This is a genomic window from Nonlabens sp. Hel1_33_55, assembly GCF_900101765.1.
Taxonomy (GTDB): domain Bacteria; phylum Bacteroidota; class Bacteroidia; order Flavobacteriales; family Flavobacteriaceae; genus Nonlabens.
The window spans coordinates 2,510,545-2,533,506 of the sequence record NZ_LT627735.1; the positions used below are offsets into that span (position 1 = coordinate 2,510,545).

Genomic DNA, 22,962 nt, shown 5'->3' on the forward strand with positions numbered 1-22,962 from the left:
TGCCATTCTCAATCTTGGATTGCTTTAATTCCAGGCAGTGTCTTTCCTTCCAACATCTCCAGCATCGCACCACCACCAGTAGACACATAGCTAACCTTATCCTCAAAACCGAATTGCTTTACCGCGCTGACAGAATCGCCACCACCAACTAGTGAGAAAGCGCCGTTTTCTGTAGCCTCTGCAACTGCGTTTCCTAAGGCTATTGTACCATGAGAAAATGGTTCCATTTCAAAAACACCAGCAGGCCCATTCCATAGAATGGTTTTACATTTTTTAATGACTTCAGCAAACTGCTTTCTTGATTCTTCACCTATATCCAGTCCCATCCAGCCATCAGGTATTTCATCTATAGGAGCTACATCACGAGTCGCCTGCTCAGAAAAAGAAGCTGCAGTAATAGAGTCTACGGGTAAATGAATTTGTGTGTTTAGCTTTTTGGCCTTTTCAAGAATTTCCAGTGCAAGTTCCTGTTTGTCATCTTCTACTAGAGATTCTCCTGTTTTGCCGCCTTGAGCTTTGATAAAGGTGTACGCCATACCACCAGCAAGAATAAGGTGGTCTACCTTTTCAAGAATGTTTTCTATTACGGTAATCTTAGAGGAGACTTTTGCTCCGCCTAAAATCGCTACGACTGGCTCTGTAGGTGTTTCTAATACTTTTTTGAGGCTTTCAATTTCTTTGGACATAAGCTTCCCGTAGCATTTTTCCTCAAAGAATTGTGCTACTACCGTTGTTGAAGCGTGCGCTCTATGTGCAGTACCAAAAGCATCGTTGATATATACATCTCCTAATGCAGCAAGTTCTTTTGCAAAACCTTCATCACCATCTGTTTCTTCTTTGTGAAAACGTAGGTTTTCAATCATCAAAACCTCGCCTGCTTGCAGGTTTTTAGCCTTTTCCTTTACGGCTTCACCAGTACTTTCTGCAATGAATTGAACTTGAACTCCCAAGATATCTGAAACAGTGTCTACTATATGTTTCAAGGAATATTTATCCTGTACCGTACCGTCTGGTCTACCTAAGTGTGACATAAGCACAACATCGCCGCCATATTCTAAAACATGTATAATCGTGTCCTTTGCAGCTTGTATGCGAGTTGTATCTGTAACCTCCAATTTTTCATTGAGTGGCACATTAAAATCTACTCTTATGAGAGCCGTTTTATTTTCAAATGATATTTGATCTAAATTCATGTAAAGTCTTATTTAAGGTCTCACAAATATAACCGATATGGCTCAACCTCCTTTCCAGACTTCTATATTTGCATTATGCAGGAGCACCAAATCATAGGGCTAGATCACCTCAAAAAACACTTACAAACTACGGTTGCAAATAATCGCATCGCGCATGCACAATTATTTGTGGGCCCATCTGGAAGCGGAGCATTGCCGCTCGCTCACTATTACGCAAACCTAATTTTATGTGGAAAAAGTGATGATAGCTGTAATAGAAGGGTTCAAGATTTATCACATCCAGACCTTCACTTTGCATATCCTGTTGCAAGCACCTCAAAATCTTCTACCAAACCAGTTTCAGATGATTTTGCGGCTGACTGGAGACAATTTATCCAGACCAATCCTTATGGTGCTATGGAAGATTGGTATCAGCTTGCAGATATTGAGAAAAAGTCCTGCGAGATTCGGGTTCATGAAGCAACTGATATAAGCCGTAAGCTAAGCTTGAAATCCTATGAAGGTGGTGCTAAAGTCTGCATCATTTGGGGTGCTGAGTTTCTAAATACAGCCGCGTCAAATAAACTGTTGAAGCTAATTGAAGAGCCACCATCAGGAACTGTGTTGATTCTCTTGACAGAAAATGAAAATTTGATCTTAAACACCATAAGATCCAGGTGCCAAGTGCTTCACGTGCCTAAACTTGCTACTACCGCTATTGCGAAAGCGTTACAAAACGAAAAGCAGATTACCGAAAATCAAGCTTTCATCGCCGCAAGACAAGCCAACGGAAGTTATGGCCGCGCGTTAAAATTAGTAGATAATAAAAGTGAAGATGTGTTGTTTGAAGAATGGTTTGTCCATTGGGTACGCACCGCATTTAGCGCCAAAGGAAAACCGAGCGCGATCACTGGATTGATTGAATGGGCAGAAACCATTGCAGCCGTTAATAGAGAAACACAGAAACGCTTTTTAAATTTTGCCCTAGAACTTTTTAGACAGGCGATGTTGTTGAACTATAAAGCTGATAGCGCCGTTTATTTCGAAACTAAAACTGGTTTTGACCTTTCTAAATTCGCTGCGTTCATCGATGGACACCGATTGACAGAAATCAACGAAAGCCTAGAAACTGCCTTGATGCATATTGATAGAAATGCCAATGCAAAAATTGTGTTTACTGATTTAAGTATTGGAATGACTAAAACGCTACACAAAAAGGGTTAATGTCGACAAACGGTGATATTTCGAATGGATATCACTGATATTCCATTTAACTGAATAGATTTGCCCGAATAAAATCAAGAATGGATCTTTCATACGTTGGCCCTATCATTATTTTGATCTTCTTGCTGATCACTTATATTATTTCAGCTTTTGAAAAGATTCATGATTGGAAAGTTACCGAGGAGAGTTTCAAAAAAATGTATTCTGAAACGATCCTAGCAAAAATGATTGTTCCAGTCATTACTCTAATTGTCGCTTTTGAAATAATAATTGTTACTCTGGCCGCTTTAGGAATTTGGGACATTATAATTGAACAGAATTTTGAAGTCGCTACATTTTCCTTTTTGGCTTCTAGCATTCTGTGTTTATTTCTTCTGATAGGCTTACGACTCATCAATGATTATAGCGGCACATCCAGAATTGGGATTTACTTCTTAATTTCCATTTTCGGGCTATATTGGGTACAATCAATAGTTTCTATAGCTTAATTCAATACGATAAGCCTTGTTTATTAAAATTGGTGCGTTTTAAGCAATTCTGAAAGCGTTTTAAAGCAGATTGTTACTTATACCTAATTCTCACCTAAAAACCCTTGTCAAGCCGTTTATTTGAGCTTTTTGAGGATATAGATCCTCGAAGATGGCTCTGAAGTGATCAGAGCAGAAATATTTGAAACAAATCCAAGCCCTAATCCAGTAAGAAAAGGAATAGCCCATTTTTTGTAGCGTGCAGAAAGAATGGATACGTAAAAGCTGTCAAACCACATGGGTTTATTTTCCAACAGCTGAAATTTTTCCTTCGTTATATTTATTACGCCGTTTTTATTGAAATGAAATAGATGTCTAGGGACATCATATCCTGCCCAGTAGTTCTTGAAAAGTCTTGCATCAAGGCTTTTAAAATTGGGTAAAGCAATTATTAAAATTCCATCATCTTCCAACATGGAATGAATCTCATCTAAATACTCCTTAGGATTTCGAACGTGTTCCAAAACATGGAACATCTGAATGACTTTATAAAAACTTTTATTCCGTACAGGTAAATGATCTAATAATCGAACTCCTTTTTGATAAGCGATTTTTCTTGCTTGCTCATTAGGTTCAAAACCTTGAGCATCTAACCGTTCTTCAACTAAGTATTTAACAAGTTCTCCATTTCCTGCACCAATATCCAACACTTTTCCGCCTTGATCATATTTGGAAATGAGTTTGAATTTAGATTTGATGTTTAGCTTTCGCGCAAAGCGATATAATTTGGCGAACAGAGAATTGTTAGAATCGTCGTGAGATAAGTATTCCTCTGAATCGTAATATTTATCCAACTCTTGCGGTTGCGGTGTCGTAATTAAAACGCCATGAATCGATGTTTTACTAATATCAAACCGATGTTTGGTAAGAAAGTAATCGCGAGTTTCTAGATGTAAGTCGGCTTTTTTAATCATTGTTTCACGTGAAACTATCGGCCCATATGCACCAATAAAACAGAAATATCGTTAGGGTTAACTCCAGAAATTCTAGAAGCTTGAGATATAGTAACCGGCTGAACCGCTTTTAGCTTCTGCCTTGCTTCAATAGATATCGATTGTATTTTACTAAAATCGAAGTTCTCAGGAATTTTTATGTCTTCAAGGCGATTAAGCTTATCTGCGTTTTCTTTTTCCTTATTGATATATCCAGAATATTTTACCTGGACTTCTACCTGTTCCAGAATATCCTCATTAAGATTATTATCCTGAATATACTTTTCAACTTCATCAAACCTGCGTAGATCTTCCATGCCTATTTGAGGTCTAGCAAACACCTTAAATAATTTATCATCTTGAGTTACTGTAGCAGAATTCTTCTCTTCCAAAAGCTCATTCATTTCTGGATAACTATAACTAGTATTCCTGAAAAACTGAATCATCTTCTCAGTCTCTTCTTTCTTGCGTTCCACTTTCTTCAGGCGATCCTCACCTACTATTCCTAGTTCAAAGGCGGCTGGTGTAAGACGTAAATCTGCATTATCTTGTCTCAAAAGAGTTCGATATTCTGCTCTAGAGGTAAACATTCGGTAAGGCTCTTCAGTTCCTTTGGTGATGAGGTCATCTATAAGAACGCCAATGTAAGCATCGTCTCTGCGAAGTATGAAAGCTTCTTCTTCGTTGATTTTTCTAACCGCATTAATACCGGCCATCATTCCTTGAGAAGCAGCTTCTTCATAACCTGTTGTTCCATTTATCTGGCCAGCAAAATATAAGTTCTCCACAAGCTTCGTTTCCAACGTATGTTTTAATTGTGTAGGCGGAAAATAATCATACTCAATGGCGTATCCTGGACGGAAAAATTTCACTTTCTCAAATCCAACTACAGATCTCAACGCCTTGAACTGGACATCTTCCGGTAGCGATGTGCTAAAGCCATTCACATAAACCTCGACGGTATCCCAACCTTCTGGCTCAATGAACATCTGGTGACGGTCCTTAGTGGCAAAACGGTCAATTTTATCTTCTATGGATGGACAATAGCGAGGCCCAACTGACTTAATTCTACCATTAAACATAGGGCTGCGGTCAAATCCTTCACGCAATAAATCGTGAACTAAAGGACTCGTATAAGTCATGTGACAATCCCGCTGATGGCTCAACTTACTTGAACGATTTGTATAACTGAATTTAGAAACCTCATCATCGCCAGGTTGAGGCATCATTTTAGAATAGTCTAAAGAACGACCGTCCACTCGTGGTGGAGTTCCGGTTTTCATTCTTCCTGATTCAAAACCTAGATCTATCAGTTGTTCTGTAATTCCTGTACTATTTCTTTCTCCTGCTCTACCGCCGCCAAATTGTTTTTCACCAATATGAATTAATCCGTTTAGAAAAGTTCCGTTAGTTAATACAACAGCCTTGGCCCTAATCTCTAAACCTAACGAAGATTTGACGCCAGCTATTTTACCGTTTTCAACGATAAGACCGCTTATCATTTCCTGATAAAAATCCAGCGTTGGAATCGCTTCTAGTTCCTTTCTCCACTCTTCTGCAAAGCGCATGCGATCATTCTGTGTTCTAGGCGACCACATTGCGGGACCTTTGGATTTATTAAGCATCTTGAACTGGATAGCGCTTTTGTCGCTTACGATACCGCTCAAACCGCCCAAGGCGTCGATTTCTCTTACAATCTGACCTTTTGCAATACCACCCATAGCAGGATTACAAGACATTTGACCAATTGTTTGTAGATTCATGGTGACCAATAACGTTGATGCTCCCATATGGGCCGCAACGGCAGCAGCCTCGCTACCAGCGTGACCCGCACCAACTACTATTACATCATATTTATCTTGGAACATATCTATTGTTTCACGTGAAACATTTCGAGAGACTGATCTTCTAGACCTCTCATTATTTGCTTTTCTTCGTCGGTTTGATCACCAAAACCCATCATATGTAATAAACCATGACTCATAACACGCCGTAATTCAACTTGAAAATCTTGGTCTAAATCGGCAGCGTTTTCCTTTACACGATCAATGCTTATATAAATTTCACCCTCTAAAACGGAATCAGTACCATAATCAAAGGTGATAATATCGGTATATGTATCATGATCCAAATGCTTCAGATTTATCGAATGAACATAATCATCATCACAAAATACATAGCCCAAGGAATCGATAGTTGCATCGTAGTGATCAGCTAAACGAGATAACCAATCGACATACACTACTTCGTTATCCAAATCGAATTCAGTCTGAAAAGAAAATTCAATCATCTGTCTTAAAGTATTCCTTAACCTTAGTGCGGTATTGAGGCTGCAAAGGTAATACTTGTCTATTGAGAATTTCTTTATTATTGAAGTAACGTTTGATCAGCTCTGGATCCATGTTCAACGGATTGTTGAACTGATTAAAATTGGTTTCTGATTGTCGTTGTTGTTCTTCACCTTGTTCTGCATTAGCATCTTTCAATTTAAGAAGATCATGAATAATTTCGCTCATTTGTTGTTGCACTTCTCTATTAAAACCTTGGTCTAGAAGCTTGCGCTCCACACCTTTCATGGCACCACTTATTTCATCCACCTTTTGTTGCATGCCTTCCTTGATAAGCATATCCTCTAACTGATTGCGTAATTCTTGTTGTTGCTTGAAGATGTCATAGATACGACGGCTTTCCTCTTCACTTTCCCGATAAGAATTCTCTTCATTACCATCTCCATCATTGGAACCATTGCCAGGACTTTGACCATTGCCGGACTTACCCTTGTTGCCTTGATTTCCTGATTCACCATTGTTGCCGTCCTTGCCGGCTTTACCATTTTCTCCATCGCCATCATTACCTTGGCCTGATTGACCATTCTGACCAGACTTACCGTTGGCACCTTGTTGTCCTGAGCTGCCTCGTTTTCCGTTCTTACCAGATTCGCCAGCTTCACCACTTTCACCAGGCTTTCCTGCACCTGGCTTCTGGCCTTGTTGACCGGACTTACCTTCTTTTCCTTCCTTTCCTTCGTCACCGTCTTCGCCTTCCTCGCCGTCTTTTTTCAAACTTTCCTGCTTTTTGATTAAGTCTGGAAGTTGAAAACCTGCGCCTTGGCCTGATTTATTAGGCTTACCAGAGGAAATATCAGGGTTATTTGCACTATCCAATGCACTACTTAGCAATAACGCCAATTTGTTAGCGCCACCCAATGTTGTTTGTTGGGATACCTGTCCTTGGTTCAAATTGAACTCTGCTAGTTGTTCCATCGATTTCTCCATGAAATAATAAATGTCAACTACTTCTTCATTGATTTCTTTCCCTAAATCTGCATTGCGAGAAGAAAGAGCAAATAAACTATCGTCCACATGCTTGAAGGCAAGTTCTAACTCTTTTTGTGATCTTAAACTTTTTCCCAGTTTAGGACTATTGGTCTTCATGGCCTTGACAGACTCCAACACCGTTTCCTGCGACTGAGAGAATAACACCAAATTATCGAGAATTTGACGAAGCATCTCCAAATCTTCCTCCATTTGCTCGCCTTCCATGGATTGCATATTCTGTTCCATCGCGGCAGCCTGCTTCTTCATTTTATCAGCCGCTGACTTTTGCTTAGGTTTAGCTTGTTTAGAATCATTATTCATAAGTGACTCACTAGCTTGTTCTTGCTCTGATTTTATGTCGTCACTCTCTTGAGGATCAAAATCAAGATCCATGGGTTTTTTCAAGTCATTGTTCTCCTTTTCTAGATCACGTAATTCCTTTTCCCAATTCATATAATCTTCATTGAGCTTCTTCTGATCCTCTTGTTTGTTGTCTATACCATCTTTTTGCGATTGTTCCTCTTGCTCTGCGGCGATCTCTTGGAGCTTACGGCCTAATTGCTCATATTTTTGCGAGACATAATACCGCTTTGTCAATTCCAGAAGCTGTTTAAGGCTGCGTTGTTGTTCTCTGGTTTTATTTTGTGATTTCTCTAATTGCTCCTGAAGTTCTTCCTTTGAAATCTTGTCTTGGTATTCTTCAATTTGCTTAAGTAATTCTTCATTCTTCTTGGACTCTGCTGCAGTTTCCTGCAAACGTTCTTGAAGTTTGGCTTTCTTAGGATCATCCTGAGGAGCAGTTTTGTCCAGTTGGTTTTCCAATCGGTTTAGTTGCTTGCGTATTTCCTGCTCTTTTTTTTGCTGATTCTTTACCGCTTGATCCAGTTTGCGCTTATCATTAAAACTGCGAGCATCCTTCTCGATTTGATCTTGAGATAATTCCTTGATAAGATTTTGTTCCTTCTGTTGCTCTTTCAATGCTTTTTCAAGGTTAGAAAGTGATTCCTTTTGTTCTTTCAGCTGCAGGTCTTCCTCTTCATCAACAGATGCTTTATTATAGGAATAAACCTCTGATTTAGTCGATTTGAATGCATTTACCGCATCATTATCAATGACTTCAAAGTAAAAGCTATAACTGTTTCCAGGTTCTAAAAGTAGATTGGAAGGAAATGCTCTTACAAACTGCTGATAAGTACCGCCAGTATTAGGTAAAGCAACTACAGTTTTGTTAGTAGTGTCCTCGTTCTTGTAGTAGACCAATTGTAGCTTGCGTATACCATAGTCGTCCGCTGCCTGACCTTTAAAATACATGATGCGATCATCAATAGAATCACGCTTCATCTCCATAGAAAGTTCAGGAAACTCGTCTGCGATCACCTCAATTTTGAAATCCAATTGTTCGTGATCTCTGACGTTATTATTGGAAGTCACAATGGAGTAAGGAAGTGGTTGAGATATCGCTTTCGCGAAAGCGAACAATCCACCAGCCTCACTACTAAAATTAGTATTCTTATCCGCAGTTCTAAATTGAACCAAATCAGTCGCAGATGTATTGACTTTCCACGTAATATTGGTTCCCTGCGGTACAAGCGCATTTCCCGTACTCTTTAAAACCTCGTCCCTCTTACCCGTATATGCTGGATAGTCCAGTTCCAACTCAAACCCTTGTATGGTGGGAACTTTATCTACATTGAGGATGTAATCGACGCTACGCACCTCATTGGCAACTAGATAAAATGGAATGTTAGTAACTGGTCTCTCAAATGTATAGGTGTAAGTCTCTAGATCTTGTTGATTGAGATACATCGTTTGCCCGTCGACCACAATAGAGGCATTTTCTGGCAAACGATTGCCACTTACCTTGATATTCAACTCAAACGGTGCATTTTCAAGAGCATTTAAATCGTTATTAATAACCTCAAAGAAAAAAGGAGCCGGCGGAATGTAATCTGTCTTATAATCTGCTACTCTAGAGGCACTTTCAATAACATCATTGTTCCCTGTAGCGATGAGCGCACCAATAATCAGAACAGGAATCGCTAGGTATTTAAGGTATTGCTTATTGTTCTTGAAATCAATCGCCATACTAAAAGGTATAGGCTTCAAGTCTTCACTTTTCTGATTAATACTGGCCCAGGTCAACTCATCATCACCGCCAGTGGCGTGCAATTGCAACACATTGACCAACTTATCTGAAACCTCTGGAAAATGATTCCCAATGATCTCGCTCGCATCTCTAAAATCAATTCCAGAAAAGAGTTTTACAAGCCTAGCCACAGGAATCGCCACAAACTTGAAAAGCAATCCTAACTCTACCGCGATAAATGACCAGAACAAAATCGTGCGTCCCAACTTACTAAGCCAGAAAAAATATTCAATCACAGAAACGGTAATGAAATACAGCAACCCAATCGCCAAAAACAGAATAACGCCACGAATCAATTCATTCACATAGTATTTGCGAATGAAGCGGTTCAGCTTTTGTTCTATGATTTGGAAATTGGTCATTGACAGATATCTAGCTTATAATTAGAAACGACTAAAAATACTATTTATTTGAGCGTGACCCTTAGGGGTCGCGCTATTCGCTTCAATCTTTTCTTGACATGCTAAAGGCAATCTCAAAAAAAGGATTTCCGCTACTATCGCTCACGCGTTTACCCAGTTTCGGATTTACGGGAATTAGAGCGGGAATTCGGGAAGTATCATCACAAAGACAATACCGTTTCGTTAACTCACTTATGAAATTACCTTAACAAATAAGACGAAGACATTTTTCTCAAAACGCCGTAAATTTTTTTGACGTGAATATTTAGTAACTCTAACAATACCCTAACATCAATCACTGCTTATAACTTCTTCACACCACAAGCAATCCCTATCTTTGCCACCTCAAAAATTGCCTAAGTTATGAGTGAAAATGTTCGTGTAAGATTTGCTCCTAGTCCAACAGGACCATTACATATAGGTGGTGTGCGCACTGCTCTATTCAACTATTTGTTTGCCAAAAAACACAATGGAACTTTTATCCTGCGTATTGAGGATACAGACCAGAATAGATACGTACCAGGTGCAGAAGATTATATCATAGAATCACTCAACTGGTGCAACATACCTTATGATGAAGGACCAGGAAAAGATGGTGGTCATGGGCCATACCGTCAGAGCGAGCGCAAGGATCGTTACAAGAAATATGCGTTACAACTCATTAAAAATGGCGCTGCGTACTACGCTTTTGACACCGCAGAAGAACTAGCAGACGCGCGTACCACTGCTGAAGCGAATAAAGAAACATTTATTTACAACCATCACAACAGAAAACAATTTACCAACTCGCTAACGCTTACTGAAAACGAAGTTCAAGAAAGAATAGATAGAGGTGATGAATATGTGATCCGGTTCAAACCTGAAATCAAAACTTTATTCATGTTTGACGAGATCCGTAAAGGGATTGAAATTGATACGAGTTTATTGGATGACAAGGTGCTATTCAAAAGTGACGGCATGCCTACCTATCACCTAGCAAACATCGTTGATGATCACGAGATGGAAATATCGCACGTGATACGTGGTGAGGAATGGTTGCCCAGTATGGCGCTGCACGTATTGCTATATGAGAGTTTGAACTGGCAAGCTCCTAAGTTTGCACATTTACCACTTATCCTAAAGCCTACCGGTAAAGGGAAGTTGAGTAAGCGAGATGGTGACAAAATGGGCTTCCCTGTGTTCCCGCTGGAATGGAATCCAGAGAATGGTGAAATCAGCAGCGGTTATCGCGAGGATGGCTACTTGCCGGAAGCGGTAGTCAACATGCTCGCATTTCTAGGATGGAACCCTGGAACTGAGCAGGAAATATTTTCTTTGGAAGAGTTGGTTCAGGCCTTCTCACTGGAACACGTCAATAATTCAGGTGCAAAGTTTGATCCTGAAAAAACTAAATGGTTCCAACAACAATGGTTTGTACAGCAGGATGATGCCGTTGTGGGTGACGCTTTCGCGAAAGCGCTACAATCCAAAGGCATTGAATATGGCTCCCAAGATTACGTCAACATCGTCGTTGGTCTGATTAAGGAGCGCGCTGTTTTTGTAGAAGACTTGTTTGCATTGGCTGGATTTTTCTTTGTCGCTCCTACTGATTTTGATGAGAAAGCAGCTTCCAAATCATGGAAGGCTGATACCTCAGAAATCATGAAAAATGTAATCACCGTCATTCAGAATACAAATGATGATAGTGCCGTTGGTTTAAGCGATGCGGTCAAAGGATGGATCAAGGAACAGGAAATGGGATTTGGTAAAGTGATGATGCCTTTGCGACTTTCTCTTGTGGGAAGCCTTATGGGACCTGATGTTTTTGAGATTGCTAGTTTGATTGGAAAGCAGGAAACGGTAAATAGAATCCAATTTGCCATCGATCAATTAGACGCAGCTCAGTAAAGAGACTTCACTTAAAACTTTGAGTTAAACACTTTCCTACGAGCTTTGAGCATGAGGTTAGCAAGAGTTTTCTCAAAGCAAAAGCTATTAATATTTCAGCGGCAAGCGCGTGAAGGATAGCAACGGAAAGCCCACAGTGACGCCATAAGCGGCACGAGGACTTGTAGCGTATAGCCTGACGGCTACCGCGAGCCTAAGCGAACGGTTGTGGTCACGCCCAGAATAAATAATATTTAAAGATACAACCTGAGCCCTGCGCTCACATAACTTAGCTTCCCTTCCAATTCATTGCCTAACGTGTCAACACCATCTAGCACATCGATGAAATTATAATGGTAATGCGCCATGATCCTAAAATTATCTATACCTACCGAAAGTCCACCAACGGCGCCAAAATTGAAGCTCGTGGTTTTCTTGAACTCTTCAACGGTTACAGGATTCACGCTACCTACCAATAGATTTTCTTGAGATTCATCAAACTTGAACTCACCATTGAGTGTGGCTGATGGGCCTGCCTCCAGCGTTAATATTGGAGTTCCAAATGGTCTGTAAGCGAGAAGAAATTTAATTTTGGCGCCCAGCAGACTAGTTTCCAATTGCTGATCACTGGCAAACTCTTCTACTTCTAGATTGTGATTGAAAATTGCTATGGAGTAAATCATATCCAGACTGCGATTGAACTCGCCACGCGTCTCGAGATATCCAGCATAACCTAGAGCGGTTGCAGTGTTCACTTGATCGCTATCCAATTGCAAAAAAGTAACGTCTGCACCTATTCCTAACCGGTTGATATTTGCTCTATACTTTTGTGAATGTGCTTGCACCAGGCAAAAGATAAACACGATTGATACTATTAGGGACCTCATATTTTGTAACTGAACGGGCAAACTTAAGACTAATGGTTTGTATCTTAACCTAATCAAATAAAACAACATGGAGTTATTCATTCTACCGGTCATAGTAGTCATCGGTATATTTTTATTATTCAGTGTATTCTTTACAGTGAAACAGCAGACATCTGCCATTATAGAACGGTTCGGTAGGTTTACCAGCATACGTAATTCTGGTCTCCAATTAAAGGTCCCGTTAATCGATAAGGTGGCTGGACGCATCAACTTGAAGATTCAGCAATTGGATGTAATCGTCGAGACAAAAACGAAAGATGACGTGTTTGTGCGTCTTAAAATTTCTGTTCAATTCCAGGTACGTCGTGAGAAAGTGTATGATGCATTCTACAGATTGCAGAATCCGCATGATCAGATCACCGCTTATGTTTTTGACGTGGTACGTGCAGAGGTTCCAAAAATGAAGCTTGATTACGTTTTTGAAAAGAAAGATGACATCGCCATTGCTGTAAAACGTGAATTGAACGAAGCTATGATGGATTATGGTTATGATATCATCAAGACGCTTGTAACAGACATTGATCCTGATGTACAGGTAAAGGCTGCTATGAACCGTATCAATGCATCAGAGCGTGAGAAAACCGCCGCAGAATACGAAGCTGAAGCTGAACGTATCAAAATCGTAGCAAAAGCACGCGCTGAAGCAGAATCCAAACGCCTACAAGGTCAAGGTATCGCAGACCAGCGTCGTGAGATCGCTCGTGGTCTTGAAGAGTCTGTAGATGTGTTGAACAACGTTGGTATCAATTCACAGGAAGCGAGTGCGCTTATTGTAGTAACCCAACACTATGATACATTACAATCCATAGGTGAACACACCAACTCTAACTTGATTCTTTTACCTAACTCACCACAAGCTGGTAGTGATATGTTGAATAACATGATCGCAAGTTTTACCGCTAGTGCACGCATAGGTGAAGAGATGAAGAAGGAGAATAAGAACAAAGGCATCGAACCAAAACCTCGCAAGCGCATCCCGCCAACTGAGGAATCTAATTATGACGATGATAACTTTGACTCATAATCCAGAAGATTATTAAACAAAAAAAGCGCTGATTAAACGATCAGCGCTTTTTTTATGTATTAGTACAAGCTAGTTGCCCAATAGTTTTTGAGCCATGTGGATCGCTCCATCAGACACATTGTGCCATGCTTTGCTAACGATGTGTGAAGGAGAGATGCTGCGTTTTACGTCTTCAATATCAATCTTCATCTTCTCAAAAGCTATCTTCTTTTCTAATTCAAGAATCTGTAGATCTCTATTTATATCGCTAAAACTGCTATATATCTTTTTATCATTCATCAGTCTCGATTTCATTTTTGTCATTAAAATAAGACTTGCTGGCTCGCTGTAGAATAATTTTTCTCAACACGGGTTTCAGCGTTAATGCAGAAACAACTACCAGTATTAAATAAAAACCTCCCATGATCAAATAACCAGCAGAAAGACTACCTACTAAATTACCAATATAAATACTGGCCGCTACGCTTATAAACAATAAGCCTATCAGCAAGAAAAAAGCAAGTATAAGTTTATGAGAAGCATCAATAGTGATCTTCATCATCTTTTTGAAGAAGTCTAACTTATAATAAGCAATCGACGACTCAAGGTAACCCTTGGCCGTCGATGATAAATCTTCAAAATTTTCTTTAATGCTTTTGCTCAAATCCTTGAATTATGCTTTTACTTTTGCCTTCACTGTATCTACCGCTTCAGTTACTGAACCTGGCTTTTGCAGTTTTGCATTTTTAGAACGTAGTTGCTCTAATTTATCTTCTAGTGCAACGATAGCGTCATCTGCTTTGTAAGAAGCACTTGATAAAGCGCTGTCAAGACGCTCACTGATGGTTCCTTTTAATTCGTTTGCTCTTCCAGCAAGGTTGTTGTAAGTCTCACGTGTAGAACGCTCGATGTCTCCTTGTGTTTTCTTTGCCTGTTTAGACAATTTTTTTCTAGTTTGCTCACCACTTTCTGGTGCGTATAACAATGCTGCTGCTGCTCCTACTGCTGCACCTGCTAATAATGCTATAAGTCCTGTTCCTTTATTTGCCATTTTTGATAATTATTTTGATTAATTGTATGGTACAAAGATACGTGAGGAAAAACCCACGTTCGTTAATGGGTCGTTAACCTTACGGTGGAAAACTATTAAATCAATCCCAAAATTGGGAATCACCTAAATTTCATGTTAAAAACCAACAGATTTTATCACAGGTTATAACAAATGATATTTTGGTTAGTTCATAAGTTGAAAGGCTGTTGTACTACCTATTCATAGTTCGCTTTCGCGAAAGCGAACCTATTCTAATCTATCTGCAATTAATCGGCATTCTCGACCTTAGCCCAAGTATCGCGTAGGGTCACCGTGCGATTGAAAACCATGTGGTCTGCTGTCGTATCTGGATCCACGCAGAAATATCCTAAACGCTGGAACTGCACCGTATCGCCTACTCTTAGTTTTTTCATCTCTGGTTCTGCCATTGCAGTAATGACTTCTAAGGAATCCTTGTTCACAAATTCCATGAAATCCTTATCCTTATCTGTATCAGGCGATGGAACGGTGAATAAGCGATCGTACAATCGCACCTCAACCGGTACGGCATGTTCTTTACTAACCCAGTGAAGTGTTCCCTTCACACGTCGCATGCTGGCCTCTGTACCACTACCACTTTTAGAATCTGGATCATAGGTAGCGTGGATTTCAGTAATGTTACCATCAGCATCCTTGATGCAGGATTCACCTTTGATGATATAAGCGTTCTTTAAGCGGACTTCCTTTCCTATAGTAAGTCTGAAGTATTTTTTATTGGCACTTTCCTTAAAATCTTCACGCTCGATGTATAGCTCTTTGGAAAATGGTACCTCGCGATAGCCACGAGATTCATCTTCCTGACTGTTTTCTGCTTCCAGCATTTCGGTTTTTCCTTCTGGATAGTTGGTGATGACCAGTTTTACTGGGTCAAGCACACACATGACACGATCTGCTTTTTTGTTGAGATCCTCACGCAGGTGGAATTCTAGGTGATTCATATCCACTAGATTCTCACGTCTTGCAATCCCGACCGATTCTGCAAAATTCTTGATGGCGTCTGCGGTATAACCGCGACGTCTCAAACCACTGATGGTTGTCATTCTGGGATCGTCCCAGCCGGTTACCACGCCTTGCTCCACTAACTGCTGCAATTTGCGCTTACTGGTGACGGTATGCGATACGTTACGTCTTGCAAACTCGCGTTGCTTAGGTCTAATCTTTTCTGGATCTACAATTTGATCCAGGAACCAGTTGTATAATTCTCTATGTGGTAAAAATTCCAGCGTACAGAATGAATGACTGATCTGCTCGATGTAATCACTTTCTCCATGTGTCCAGTCGTACATAGGATAAATCTTCCAATCAGTTCCTGTACGATGGTGTGCACGATCTACCACTCGATAAATAATAGGATCACGCATAAGCATGTTGGTGGATTTCATATCGATTTTAGCACGTAGAACATGCTCTGACTCGCCAAAATCACCGTTTTTCATTCCTTCAAATAACTCCAGATTTTCCTCAACGGTTCTATTTCTGAATGGACTATCAACGCCAGGCTCTGTAGGTGTTCCCTTTTGTTCTGCAATTAAAACACTGGATTGAGAATCAACATAAGCCTTTCCATCCTTGATCAATTGGATCGCCCAGTCATACAATTGTTGGAAATAATCTGACGCATAGCATAGATTATCCCATTTGTAACCCAACCATTCCACGTCATTCTTTATGGCGTCTACAAATTTGGCTTCTTCCTTTGCAGGATTGGTATCGTCAAATCTAAGGTTGACCGGCTGGTTATATCTCTCACCTAGTCCAAAGTTTAAACATATCGCACTGGCATGTCCTATGTGCAAGAAACCATTAGGCTCTGGCGGGAATCTAAATCGCAACTTCTGTTGATCCAGACCTTGTTCTAGATCCTCATCAATAATATCTTCTATAAAATTGTTGCGCTTTACCGTATCGCTCATAACCGTTGGATTTAACCCACAAAGTTAGTGATTAGGTTGTTGATAATGTAGATAAACTGGATTGTAGGTTCAGTTACGGCTACTAAATTGTAGCGATGGATTATGTTTATTTCGCTTTCGCGAAAGCGAAATATCTACAATCATGATCCCTTCAATCATACTTCTTGATTCTCATTTCTTGATTCTATCTTTACCACATGCATAAAATTATCCTGAATAACGTACGTGTCTATACCAATCACGGCTGCCTGACCGAGGAAGAACTCATAGGTAGTGAATACCGCGTGGATCTTGAGGTCACCACAGATTTGACCAAAAGCTCCAAAACCGATGACTTGAGTGATACCGTGGATTATGTCTATCTCAATAAAGTGATCAAGGAAGAAATGGCGGTGCGTTCCAAACTGCTGGAACATGTAGCGCAACGCATTATTGATCGTGTTTTTGTTGAGGAAGAAATGGTACAGGAAATTCAGGTGAAAGTTTCAAAACTCAATCCACCATTAGGCGGCGATGTAGAAATGGTGACCATCCAGATGGAACAATCACGATAAGCCGATCGTTGCCATCAAATATCTATGGTGGTCAAACGTAGTTAAGAAAGAATATTTGTTATTTTTGCAGTCCCAATAATTTAGGGCGTCATGGCCGAGTGGCTAGGCAAAGGTCTGCAAAACCTTGTACAGCGGTTCGAATCCGCTTGACGCCTCTACAGCAAATCCCTAGTTCTATGGCTAGGGATTTTGCATTGTTGAATCTATCAGTTTCAAGAGACTGTCTTCTTGCGTATCAATCTCTGGCTTATTAGTTTGTTTGGAAGGATCAAAATCAGGAACAGTAATAGGATCTTTCTTTGGAACTTGTCTCACTGGCGTTTGTTTTCTCTTACGCTCTTCTTCTATGACTTTGAGTAGACTGTCTTGGTAGGATTCTGCATCAGTTGGATCTACTAGCTCTGGCATAATGTGTATGCGCTCTTCAAATTGCTCAGATGTTTCTGGAAACAATCCTTTGAAAATCAATACTGCACCACAAACCATCATGATAATAGCAATAAGTCGCTTTAACCAAAAGATACGCAATGGTGTGAGGTATCTATTGAGGCTTTTGGCGAGCATGATTTTAAAAATGTCTACTATAAAGTAGACCAATAAAGTCGTCGAGAAAAAGATCAAGATTCTATTACCATCACCTTCCATCTGCGGACTAAAAACAACGATCAATCCCAACCAAAATCCAAGAACGCCAACATTGATAAAATTGAGTAAAAAGCCTTTGATGGCTAGTTTCAAATAGTTATTGTTCTGTACGATCAGTACATTAGGATCGACTTCTTTAAGATAGGATTTACGGGTTTGAGCAAATGAAATAACTCCATATGCGGCTAAAATACCACCTCCAAAAACAAATAAGCTAGGATCATCTTTGAGCTTCTCCAGTATGGAAGAAGTCATAAAATAGGCAACCATTAAAAAGATAATGTCTGCTACTATAACGCCTATATCAAAAGCAAGCGCTGCCCTAAAACCTTTAATGGCACTGGTTTCAAGTAATGCGAAAAATACGGGACCTATAAGAAATGCAATGACAAATCCTAAAGGGATAGCGCTAATAATATCTTCTACCATGTAGTCATAAGGCTAGACTACCAAAGGTATGCAATAGGATTTGAAAAGAATAAGGCAAATAGGTGTTATCTATTTGATAACAATATCACCACCAAATAAAGATTTCTGGTTCACATTTTTAGGATTGCCGTAAACAATGATATCGCCACCGGCACGAACTCTTGCGTCCACAGATTTGCTCGCATAGACCTCAACCTCGCCACCAGCTTGTACTTTTACCTCTGTAGTTTCTGATTTAAGTTCTCTATTCTCAACGATGCCGCCAGTATTAACGGTAACATTTTGCTTGATGACTTTACCATGAAGTTCTACAATACCACCAGTCACAGCGCGAACATCTATTTTATTTAGATCAACGCCAGCAACAACCCGTGCGCCTTCTTGAGTTTTTATCTCGACAGAATCTTGTCCAGAGATATCTTTAGCATAAATCTCTGCACCTTCATTAGCGTCTATCGTTTTTAAATCGGTGTAAAACACGGTCACGTACGTGTTGTTACCATCAAAGATCTTGTTGGTATCCATGCGCAGTTTTAACAAACCATCCTTAAATACATAAGTGACATTATCTGAGTCTTTTCCCTTGATCTCTAATTTATTCACATCAGACTTTACCAATTGCACATTGATAAGATCATAAGCTTTAATAGTGTGGAAATTGTCAATGTTTACCTCTTTATCGCCTTGTGCGGCAACAGCTAGTGACAATGAGAATGCGATGATAGATAGTATGTTTTTCATGAGTTGTGTTTTGTTAAAGATGTCGTTGTTGGAGAATTGTTACAGTCAACGCTAATAATTCATGAGAAGTATATCCTATCGCTTCACAAAGCTAAATTCAATCTTCTCTCCATCGTTACCAACAGAAGCTCTAAGCGTATCATCCTGGATCCAATAATGAATCTCCTTCGGAAAATCGTGCATGGGATTGTAAACACTGAGTTTGTCATCCTGTAGTTCTTGAGAAATAAAAGCCACATCACCATTTTCTGCACCTGAAACCACGAGCATCCATTGGCCTGTATCAGTTAGCCTCATTTCTTCCTTGAAAATCGTATCGTTATTTTGGAGTGTATATCCTATTCCAACATAATCGTCACCGTTTTTTTCCCACACTTCATAACTGGTACGGTCAGAACGACCATCTACTCTAACCCAACTTCCCAACATCCAATCGATAGATTGTGGCTCATAATTGTCTTTATCTGATTTACAGGAAATGAATATAAGCGCTACTACTAAAAAAGAATACTTCATACTCTAATGTCTATGACCTTTCCAGGTGCCACCATATCTATAATCTGGTAAGACTTGATGTCGTTCTGTGCATTGTTTACAGCAGAATATCCAATCGCCACCTTTCTGGATCTGTACGCGATATAAGGTCGTATGTTCTTGATTACAGGTATGGCAAATCTTAGTTTTCAAACTACTATTTCTCTTTTAAACGTACTAAATCGAATTTATGAACTCCAAATTTGTTTTTCAATGTTCCAAAGAGACTGTCTTCTTGATTTGAGAGTTTATATTTAATCAAAATCTCATCATTATCATCGATAATCCTACCTAAAGTATCCCAGTAAAAAATTGGATAATCAAAATGTATACTTGTCTGAGTTGCTTTCCAATCCAACTTTCCAGAATCAGCATTAATTATTTCTAAATAATCGCGATTGAAATGCCACGTTACACTATCAACCTCAGTTTCTTTCCAATATCCGTTCAATATTTTCTCATGTCTATTTTGTCCGCATGAAACTAAAAGTATGATGATGCATAAAACAGATAGATAGTTCAGTTTTTCAAAAGTTGAAATCATAAAACTTTTAATCTACTTCTCTACCTCAGCTCGTGCGCCTACCATCCAGAAATCCAGATGTTTCTTCACTAGATCTGCATTTTTGACTTTCACATAAACTTCATCACCTAAGCGGTAAGCGTTTTTAGTACGTCTTCCTATCACGGCATATTCTTCTTCCACAAACTCGTAAGAATCATCATCTAGGTCGCCAAGACGTATCATTCCCTCACATTTGTTAGATAGGATCTCCACATAAATTCCCCAATCGGTCACACCAGAAATTACACCTAGGAATTCCTCATCTGCGTGATCTTTCATGAACTTGACCTGCATGTATTTGATGCTGTCTCGTTCTGCTTTAGTGGCAAGAATCTCCATCTCAGTAGAATGCTGGCATTTTTCCTCATATTGCTCTTCACTAACCGATTTCCCACCATCCAGGTAGTGTTGTAATAATCTGTGGACCATCACGTCAGGATAACGACGTATAGGACTTGTAAAATGTGAGTAATAATCAAAAGCAAGACCATAATGACCTATATTATCTGTGGAATAAACAGCTTTGGACATAGTTCTAATCGCTAGTGTATCGATCATATTTTGCTCCTTTTGACCTTTTACATCATCCAATAATTTGTTCAAGGATGAGGTAATCGTCTTACGATCCCGAAGGTCTAATCGGTGGCCAAAACGTGTGACAAACTTAGACAAAGCACCTAATTTCTCATCATTAGGCTCATCGTGAATCCTATAAATAAAGGTCTGTTTAGGATTGCGTTTCCCAATGAATGCCGCTACTTTTCTGTTAGCGAGCAACATGAATTCTTCAATAAGTTTGTTGGCATCTTTTGAGGTCTTGAAATAGACTCCAGTTGGTACCGCATTCTCATTGAGTTCAAACTTCACTTCCGTTTTATCAAAACTTAGAGCACCATCACTCATACGCTGGTTGCGCATTTTCTTTGCGATGGAATCCAGCGTTAACGTGGCATCTACAATATCAGGATTGATGGTAGTCTGCTTTCGCGAAAGCGATATATATCCAGGAATTTCCCCTTTACCTGTTTCAATAATATGTTGCGCCTCTTCATAAGCAAAACGCTGGTCTGAATGCATGATCGTACGACCAAACCATTCTTTATAAACTTTACCATTACCGTCCATGATAAAGACAGCAGAAAAAGTCAATTTATCCTCATGCGGGTTCAGCGAACAAACACCGTTGGATAGTACTTCTGGTAGCATGGGAACCACGCGGTCCACTAGGTAAACCGATGTGGCGCGATCGTAAGCTTCTTGATCCAACACAGTATCTTTCTCCACATAATGAGAAACATCTGCGATGTGAATTCCTATTTCAAACTTGCCATCTTCCATGCGTTTGAAGGAAAGTGCATCGTCAAAATCCTTAGCATCTGCAGGGTCGATCGTATAAGTAAGCGTGTCCCGCATGTCGCGGCGCTTTGAAATCTCTTGTTCAGAAATGGAAGTGTCCAGCTTTTCTGCGTGCTCCTCAACTTCTGGTGGGAATTCGTATGGCAAACCGTACTGCGCTAGGATAGCGTGAATCTCTGTATTGTGCTCGCCTGGATCACCTAAAATGGACTTCACTTTTCCCGTTGGTGAATCCTGCTTGTCATTCCAATCAATAAATTCAACTAGAACTACCTGACCGTCTTTGGCACCATTGATATATTTCTTGGGAACAAAAAAGTCCGTCTGGATTTTATGGTCGGTAACGTTTACAAAAGCAAACTTTTCGTGAATCTGGATGGTTCCTACAAATTCGGTTTTGGCGCGTTTTATAATTCTGGTTATCTCACCTTCTGGTTGCTGGCCACGACGTCTATGATAGACATAGACCTCAACCTCATCACCGTTAAGCGCCTGGCCCAGCGACTTGCGCGGCACCATGATGTCTTCCTGCAGTTCATTGGTAATTACATAACCTGTACCTCTAGAACTCACATCAATTTTACCAGTATAGTGATCAATAGCCTTGATCAGCTTAAATTTTCCACGGTCGATTTCTTCAATCTTCCCTTTTGATTTGAGCTGGTGTAGTTTTTTTATGACTTGGTTGCGAGTACTGCTATCTGTTATTCCTAATCTGGAACAAATCTGTTTGTAGTTGTAGGTCGTATTCTCATCAGACTTTAAAACATTGATGATCGACTGGGTAAGGTTTTGAAACTTAGTCTTACCGCTCTTTTTCTTCTTGTTATTCATACGGTCGCAAAGTTAATCTATTCAAACTGTCGTACTTAATAAGAAGATCTTAATGCAATTTGATAAGCTCTACTTTACCTTTTATTAACTTGATTTTATGAAAATCGATTATATTTGTTAAACTTTTGTATGCGTTTAAAGTCAAAGCGTAAATATTATGAGAATGAAAAAGCTTATTAATCTTTCTAACGTCGCAATCCTTCTATTTGTAGGAATCTTACTTTTAGGAGTTCTTGCGTTTTATTACGTTAGTTTAGGTCCCATTTCATAGATCATATCGCTTTCGCGAAAGCTTGATATCCATCATCTCTTCTACTTTTACTATCTGCAGATATATCGACATGCCTTTTTGCAACGTGTCCATGTTTACCTGAGTTATATCTAACTCATTTAATCTTAACATACAGCACCAAAGCTGCGTTAGGGAAAGGAGTGAAAATCCTTTTTGAGCCTTTTCACCATATAGTACTACTCAAAAATATTGTAACGTACTGCCCGACCATGGCGCCTTTTGGCGGGATGGGAACATCCAAAAACATCTTCACCTTAAAAAACTCTTTTCCTGTTATCAACAATAAATACTATCATATTTTTCTTTTTCTAATTATTTAAAAAAAAATGATGATGATGATGTAGTGTGGATAGCGGTATAATATGATGAACAGTTTTTTGCATTTGTATATTAAGGGAGTTTATAAGCAGTTATACACGGCTTATTAGAATGCCATTTTTTTAGAAACCAATGATTTACTGTATTTCATCCACAGTTGTGCATAACTGCTATTCA

The 22,962-nt window shown here is 39.6% G+C and carries 20 protein-coding genes and 1 tRNA gene; 6 read left to right on the plus strand and 15 right to left on the minus strand.

The window, feature by feature from the left end:
* Positions 1 to 8 precede the first annotated feature (8 nt).
* Positions 9 to 1,193, minus strand: coding sequence for a phosphoglycerate kinase (locus tag BLO34_RS11245; RefSeq protein WP_090755391.1), 1,185 nt, complete (start codon positions 1,191 to 1,193; stop codon positions 9 to 11).
* 75 nt (positions 1,194 to 1,268) lie between these two features.
* On the opposite strand from BLO34_RS11245, the gene BLO34_RS11250 reads away from it, so the two are divergent.
* Together BLO34_RS11250 and BLO34_RS11255 are read left to right on the plus strand one after the other, a co-directional pair.
* Positions 1,269 to 2,396 carry an ATP-binding protein gene (locus tag BLO34_RS11250; RefSeq protein ID WP_090755393.1) on the plus strand — a complete coding sequence of 376 codons (1,128 nt, stop codon included), beginning with the start codon at positions 1,269 to 1,271 and terminating at the stop codon, positions 2,394 to 2,396.
* 80 nt (positions 2,397 to 2,476) lie between these two features.
* Positions 2,477 to 2,884 (plus strand): hypothetical protein, encoded by a 408-nt coding sequence (locus BLO34_RS11255; RefSeq protein WP_090755394.1) that lies wholly within the window; start codon positions 2,477 to 2,479, stop codon positions 2,882 to 2,884.
* A gap of 116 nt (positions 2,885 to 3,000) precedes the next feature.
* Here the strand turns inward: BLO34_RS11255 and BLO34_RS11260 are convergent, their stop codons facing one another.
* Genes BLO34_RS11260 through BLO34_RS11275 form a run of 4 tightly spaced genes read right to left on the minus strand, consistent with a single transcriptional unit; the run spans position 3,001 to position 9,680 of the window.
* Positions 3,001 to 3,837 (minus strand): class I SAM-dependent methyltransferase, encoded by an 837-nt coding sequence (locus BLO34_RS11260; protein ID WP_090755396.1) that lies wholly within the window; start codon positions 3,835 to 3,837, stop codon positions 3,001 to 3,003.
* A gap of 14 nt (positions 3,838 to 3,851) precedes the next feature.
* Positions 3,852 to 5,723: a tRNA uridine-5-carboxymethylaminomethyl(34) synthesis enzyme MnmG gene (mnmG, locus tag BLO34_RS11265; protein ID WP_090755397.1), complete on the minus strand. Its 1,872-nt coding sequence runs from the start codon at positions 5,721 to 5,723 to the stop codon at positions 3,852 to 3,854.
* Between the two features lie 2 nt (positions 5,724 to 5,725).
* Positions 5,726 to 6,145 carry an rRNA maturation RNase YbeY gene (gene ybeY, locus BLO34_RS11270; RefSeq protein ID WP_090755399.1) on the minus strand — a complete coding sequence of 140 codons (420 nt, stop codon included), beginning with the start codon at positions 6,143 to 6,145 and terminating at the stop codon, positions 5,726 to 5,728.
* Positions 6,138 to 9,680, minus strand: a complete 3,543-nt coding sequence (locus tag BLO34_RS11275; RefSeq protein ID WP_090755401.1) for a DUF4175 family protein — start codon at positions 9,678 to 9,680, stop codon at positions 6,138 to 6,140. Before BLO34_RS11275 ends, ybeY begins: the two co-directional genes overlap by 8 nt.
* Positions 9,681 to 10,082: 402 nt before the next feature.
* On the opposite strand from BLO34_RS11275, the gene gltX reads away from it, so the two are divergent.
* Complete coding sequence (gene gltX, locus BLO34_RS11280) at positions 10,083 to 11,606, plus strand: glutamate--tRNA ligase (RefSeq protein ID WP_090755402.1); 1,524 nt, start codon at positions 10,083 to 10,085, stop codon at positions 11,604 to 11,606.
* 233 nt (positions 11,607 to 11,839) lie between these two features.
* On the opposite strand, the gene BLO34_RS11285 is transcribed toward gltX, so the two are convergent.
* The gene (locus BLO34_RS11285; protein ID WP_157686782.1) at positions 11,840 to 12,472 is read right to left on the minus strand and encodes a hypothetical protein; all 633 of its coding nucleotides are present in this window, start codon (positions 12,470 to 12,472) and stop codon (positions 11,840 to 11,842) included.
* A 67-nt stretch (positions 12,473 to 12,539) separates the two neighbouring features.
* Here BLO34_RS11285 and BLO34_RS11290 point away from each other — a divergent pair, with 67 nt between their 5' ends.
* Entirely contained in the window at positions 12,540 to 13,535 is a 996-nt protein-coding gene (locus tag BLO34_RS11290) for an SPFH domain-containing protein (RefSeq protein WP_090755405.1), read from the plus strand.
* Positions 13,536 to 13,604: 69 nt separating this feature from the next.
* On the opposite strand, the gene BLO34_RS11295 is transcribed toward BLO34_RS11290, so the two are convergent.
* The 4 genes from BLO34_RS11295 to BLO34_RS11310 form a co-directional block, all read right to left on the minus strand.
* Entirely contained in the window at positions 13,605 to 13,814 is a 210-nt protein-coding gene (locus BLO34_RS11295; RefSeq protein WP_090755407.1) for a DUF6327 family protein, read from the minus strand.
* Entirely contained in the window at positions 13,807 to 14,178 is a 372-nt protein-coding gene (locus BLO34_RS11300) for a phage holin family protein (RefSeq protein WP_157686783.1), read from the minus strand. Before BLO34_RS11300 ends, BLO34_RS11295 begins: the two co-directional genes overlap by 8 nt.
* 9 nt (positions 14,179 to 14,187) lie before the next feature.
* Positions 14,188 to 14,565, minus strand: a complete 378-nt coding sequence (locus BLO34_RS11305; RefSeq protein WP_090755410.1) for a YtxH domain-containing protein — start codon at positions 14,563 to 14,565, stop codon at positions 14,188 to 14,190.
* Positions 14,566 to 14,831: 266 nt separating this feature from the next.
* Positions 14,832 to 16,517 carry a glutamine--tRNA ligase/YqeY domain fusion protein gene (locus BLO34_RS11310; protein WP_090755412.1) on the minus strand — a complete coding sequence of 562 codons (1,686 nt, stop codon included), beginning with the start codon at positions 16,515 to 16,517 and terminating at the stop codon, positions 14,832 to 14,834.
* Between the two features lie 197 nt (positions 16,518 to 16,714).
* On the opposite strand from BLO34_RS11310, the gene folB reads away from it, so the two are divergent.
* Both folB and BLO34_RS11320 read left to right on the plus strand, forming a co-directional pair.
* The gene (gene folB / locus BLO34_RS11315; RefSeq protein ID WP_090755414.1) at positions 16,715 to 17,071 is read left to right on the plus strand and encodes a dihydroneopterin aldolase; all 357 of its coding nucleotides are present in this window, start codon (positions 16,715 to 16,717) and stop codon (positions 17,069 to 17,071) included.
* 84 nt (positions 17,072 to 17,155) lie between these two features.
* A tRNA-Cys gene (locus tag BLO34_RS11320) sits at positions 17,156 to 17,226 on the plus strand.
* A gap of 25 nt (positions 17,227 to 17,251) precedes the next feature.
* Here BLO34_RS11320 and BLO34_RS11325 read toward each other — a convergent pair.
* The 5 genes from BLO34_RS11325 to rnr form a co-directional block, all read right to left on the minus strand.
* A complete protein-coding gene (locus BLO34_RS11325; RefSeq protein ID WP_090755415.1) occupies positions 17,252 to 18,145 on the minus strand; it encodes a LysE family translocator in 894 nt (297 codons plus the stop codon).
* Between the two features lie 69 nt (positions 18,146 to 18,214).
* On the minus strand, positions 18,215 to 18,886 hold the full coding sequence (locus BLO34_RS11330; protein WP_090755417.1) for a head GIN domain-containing protein: 672 nt from the start codon (positions 18,884 to 18,886) through the stop codon (positions 18,215 to 18,217).
* A 75-nt stretch (positions 18,887 to 18,961) separates the two neighbouring features.
* Positions 18,962 to 19,402, minus strand: coding sequence for a DUF6265 family protein (locus BLO34_RS11335; protein WP_090755418.1), 441 nt, complete (start codon positions 19,400 to 19,402; stop codon positions 18,962 to 18,964).
* Between the two features lie 175 nt (positions 19,403 to 19,577).
* Positions 19,578 to 19,964: a hypothetical protein gene (locus tag BLO34_RS11340; RefSeq protein WP_090755420.1), complete on the minus strand. Its 387-nt coding sequence runs from the start codon at positions 19,962 to 19,964 to the stop codon at positions 19,578 to 19,580.
* A 12-nt stretch (positions 19,965 to 19,976) separates the two neighbouring features.
* Positions 19,977 to 22,175 carry a ribonuclease R gene (rnr, locus tag BLO34_RS11345; protein ID WP_090755421.1) on the minus strand — a complete coding sequence of 733 codons (2,199 nt, stop codon included), beginning with the start codon at positions 22,173 to 22,175 and terminating at the stop codon, positions 19,977 to 19,979.
* Positions 22,176 to 22,962: the final 787 nt, after the last annotated feature.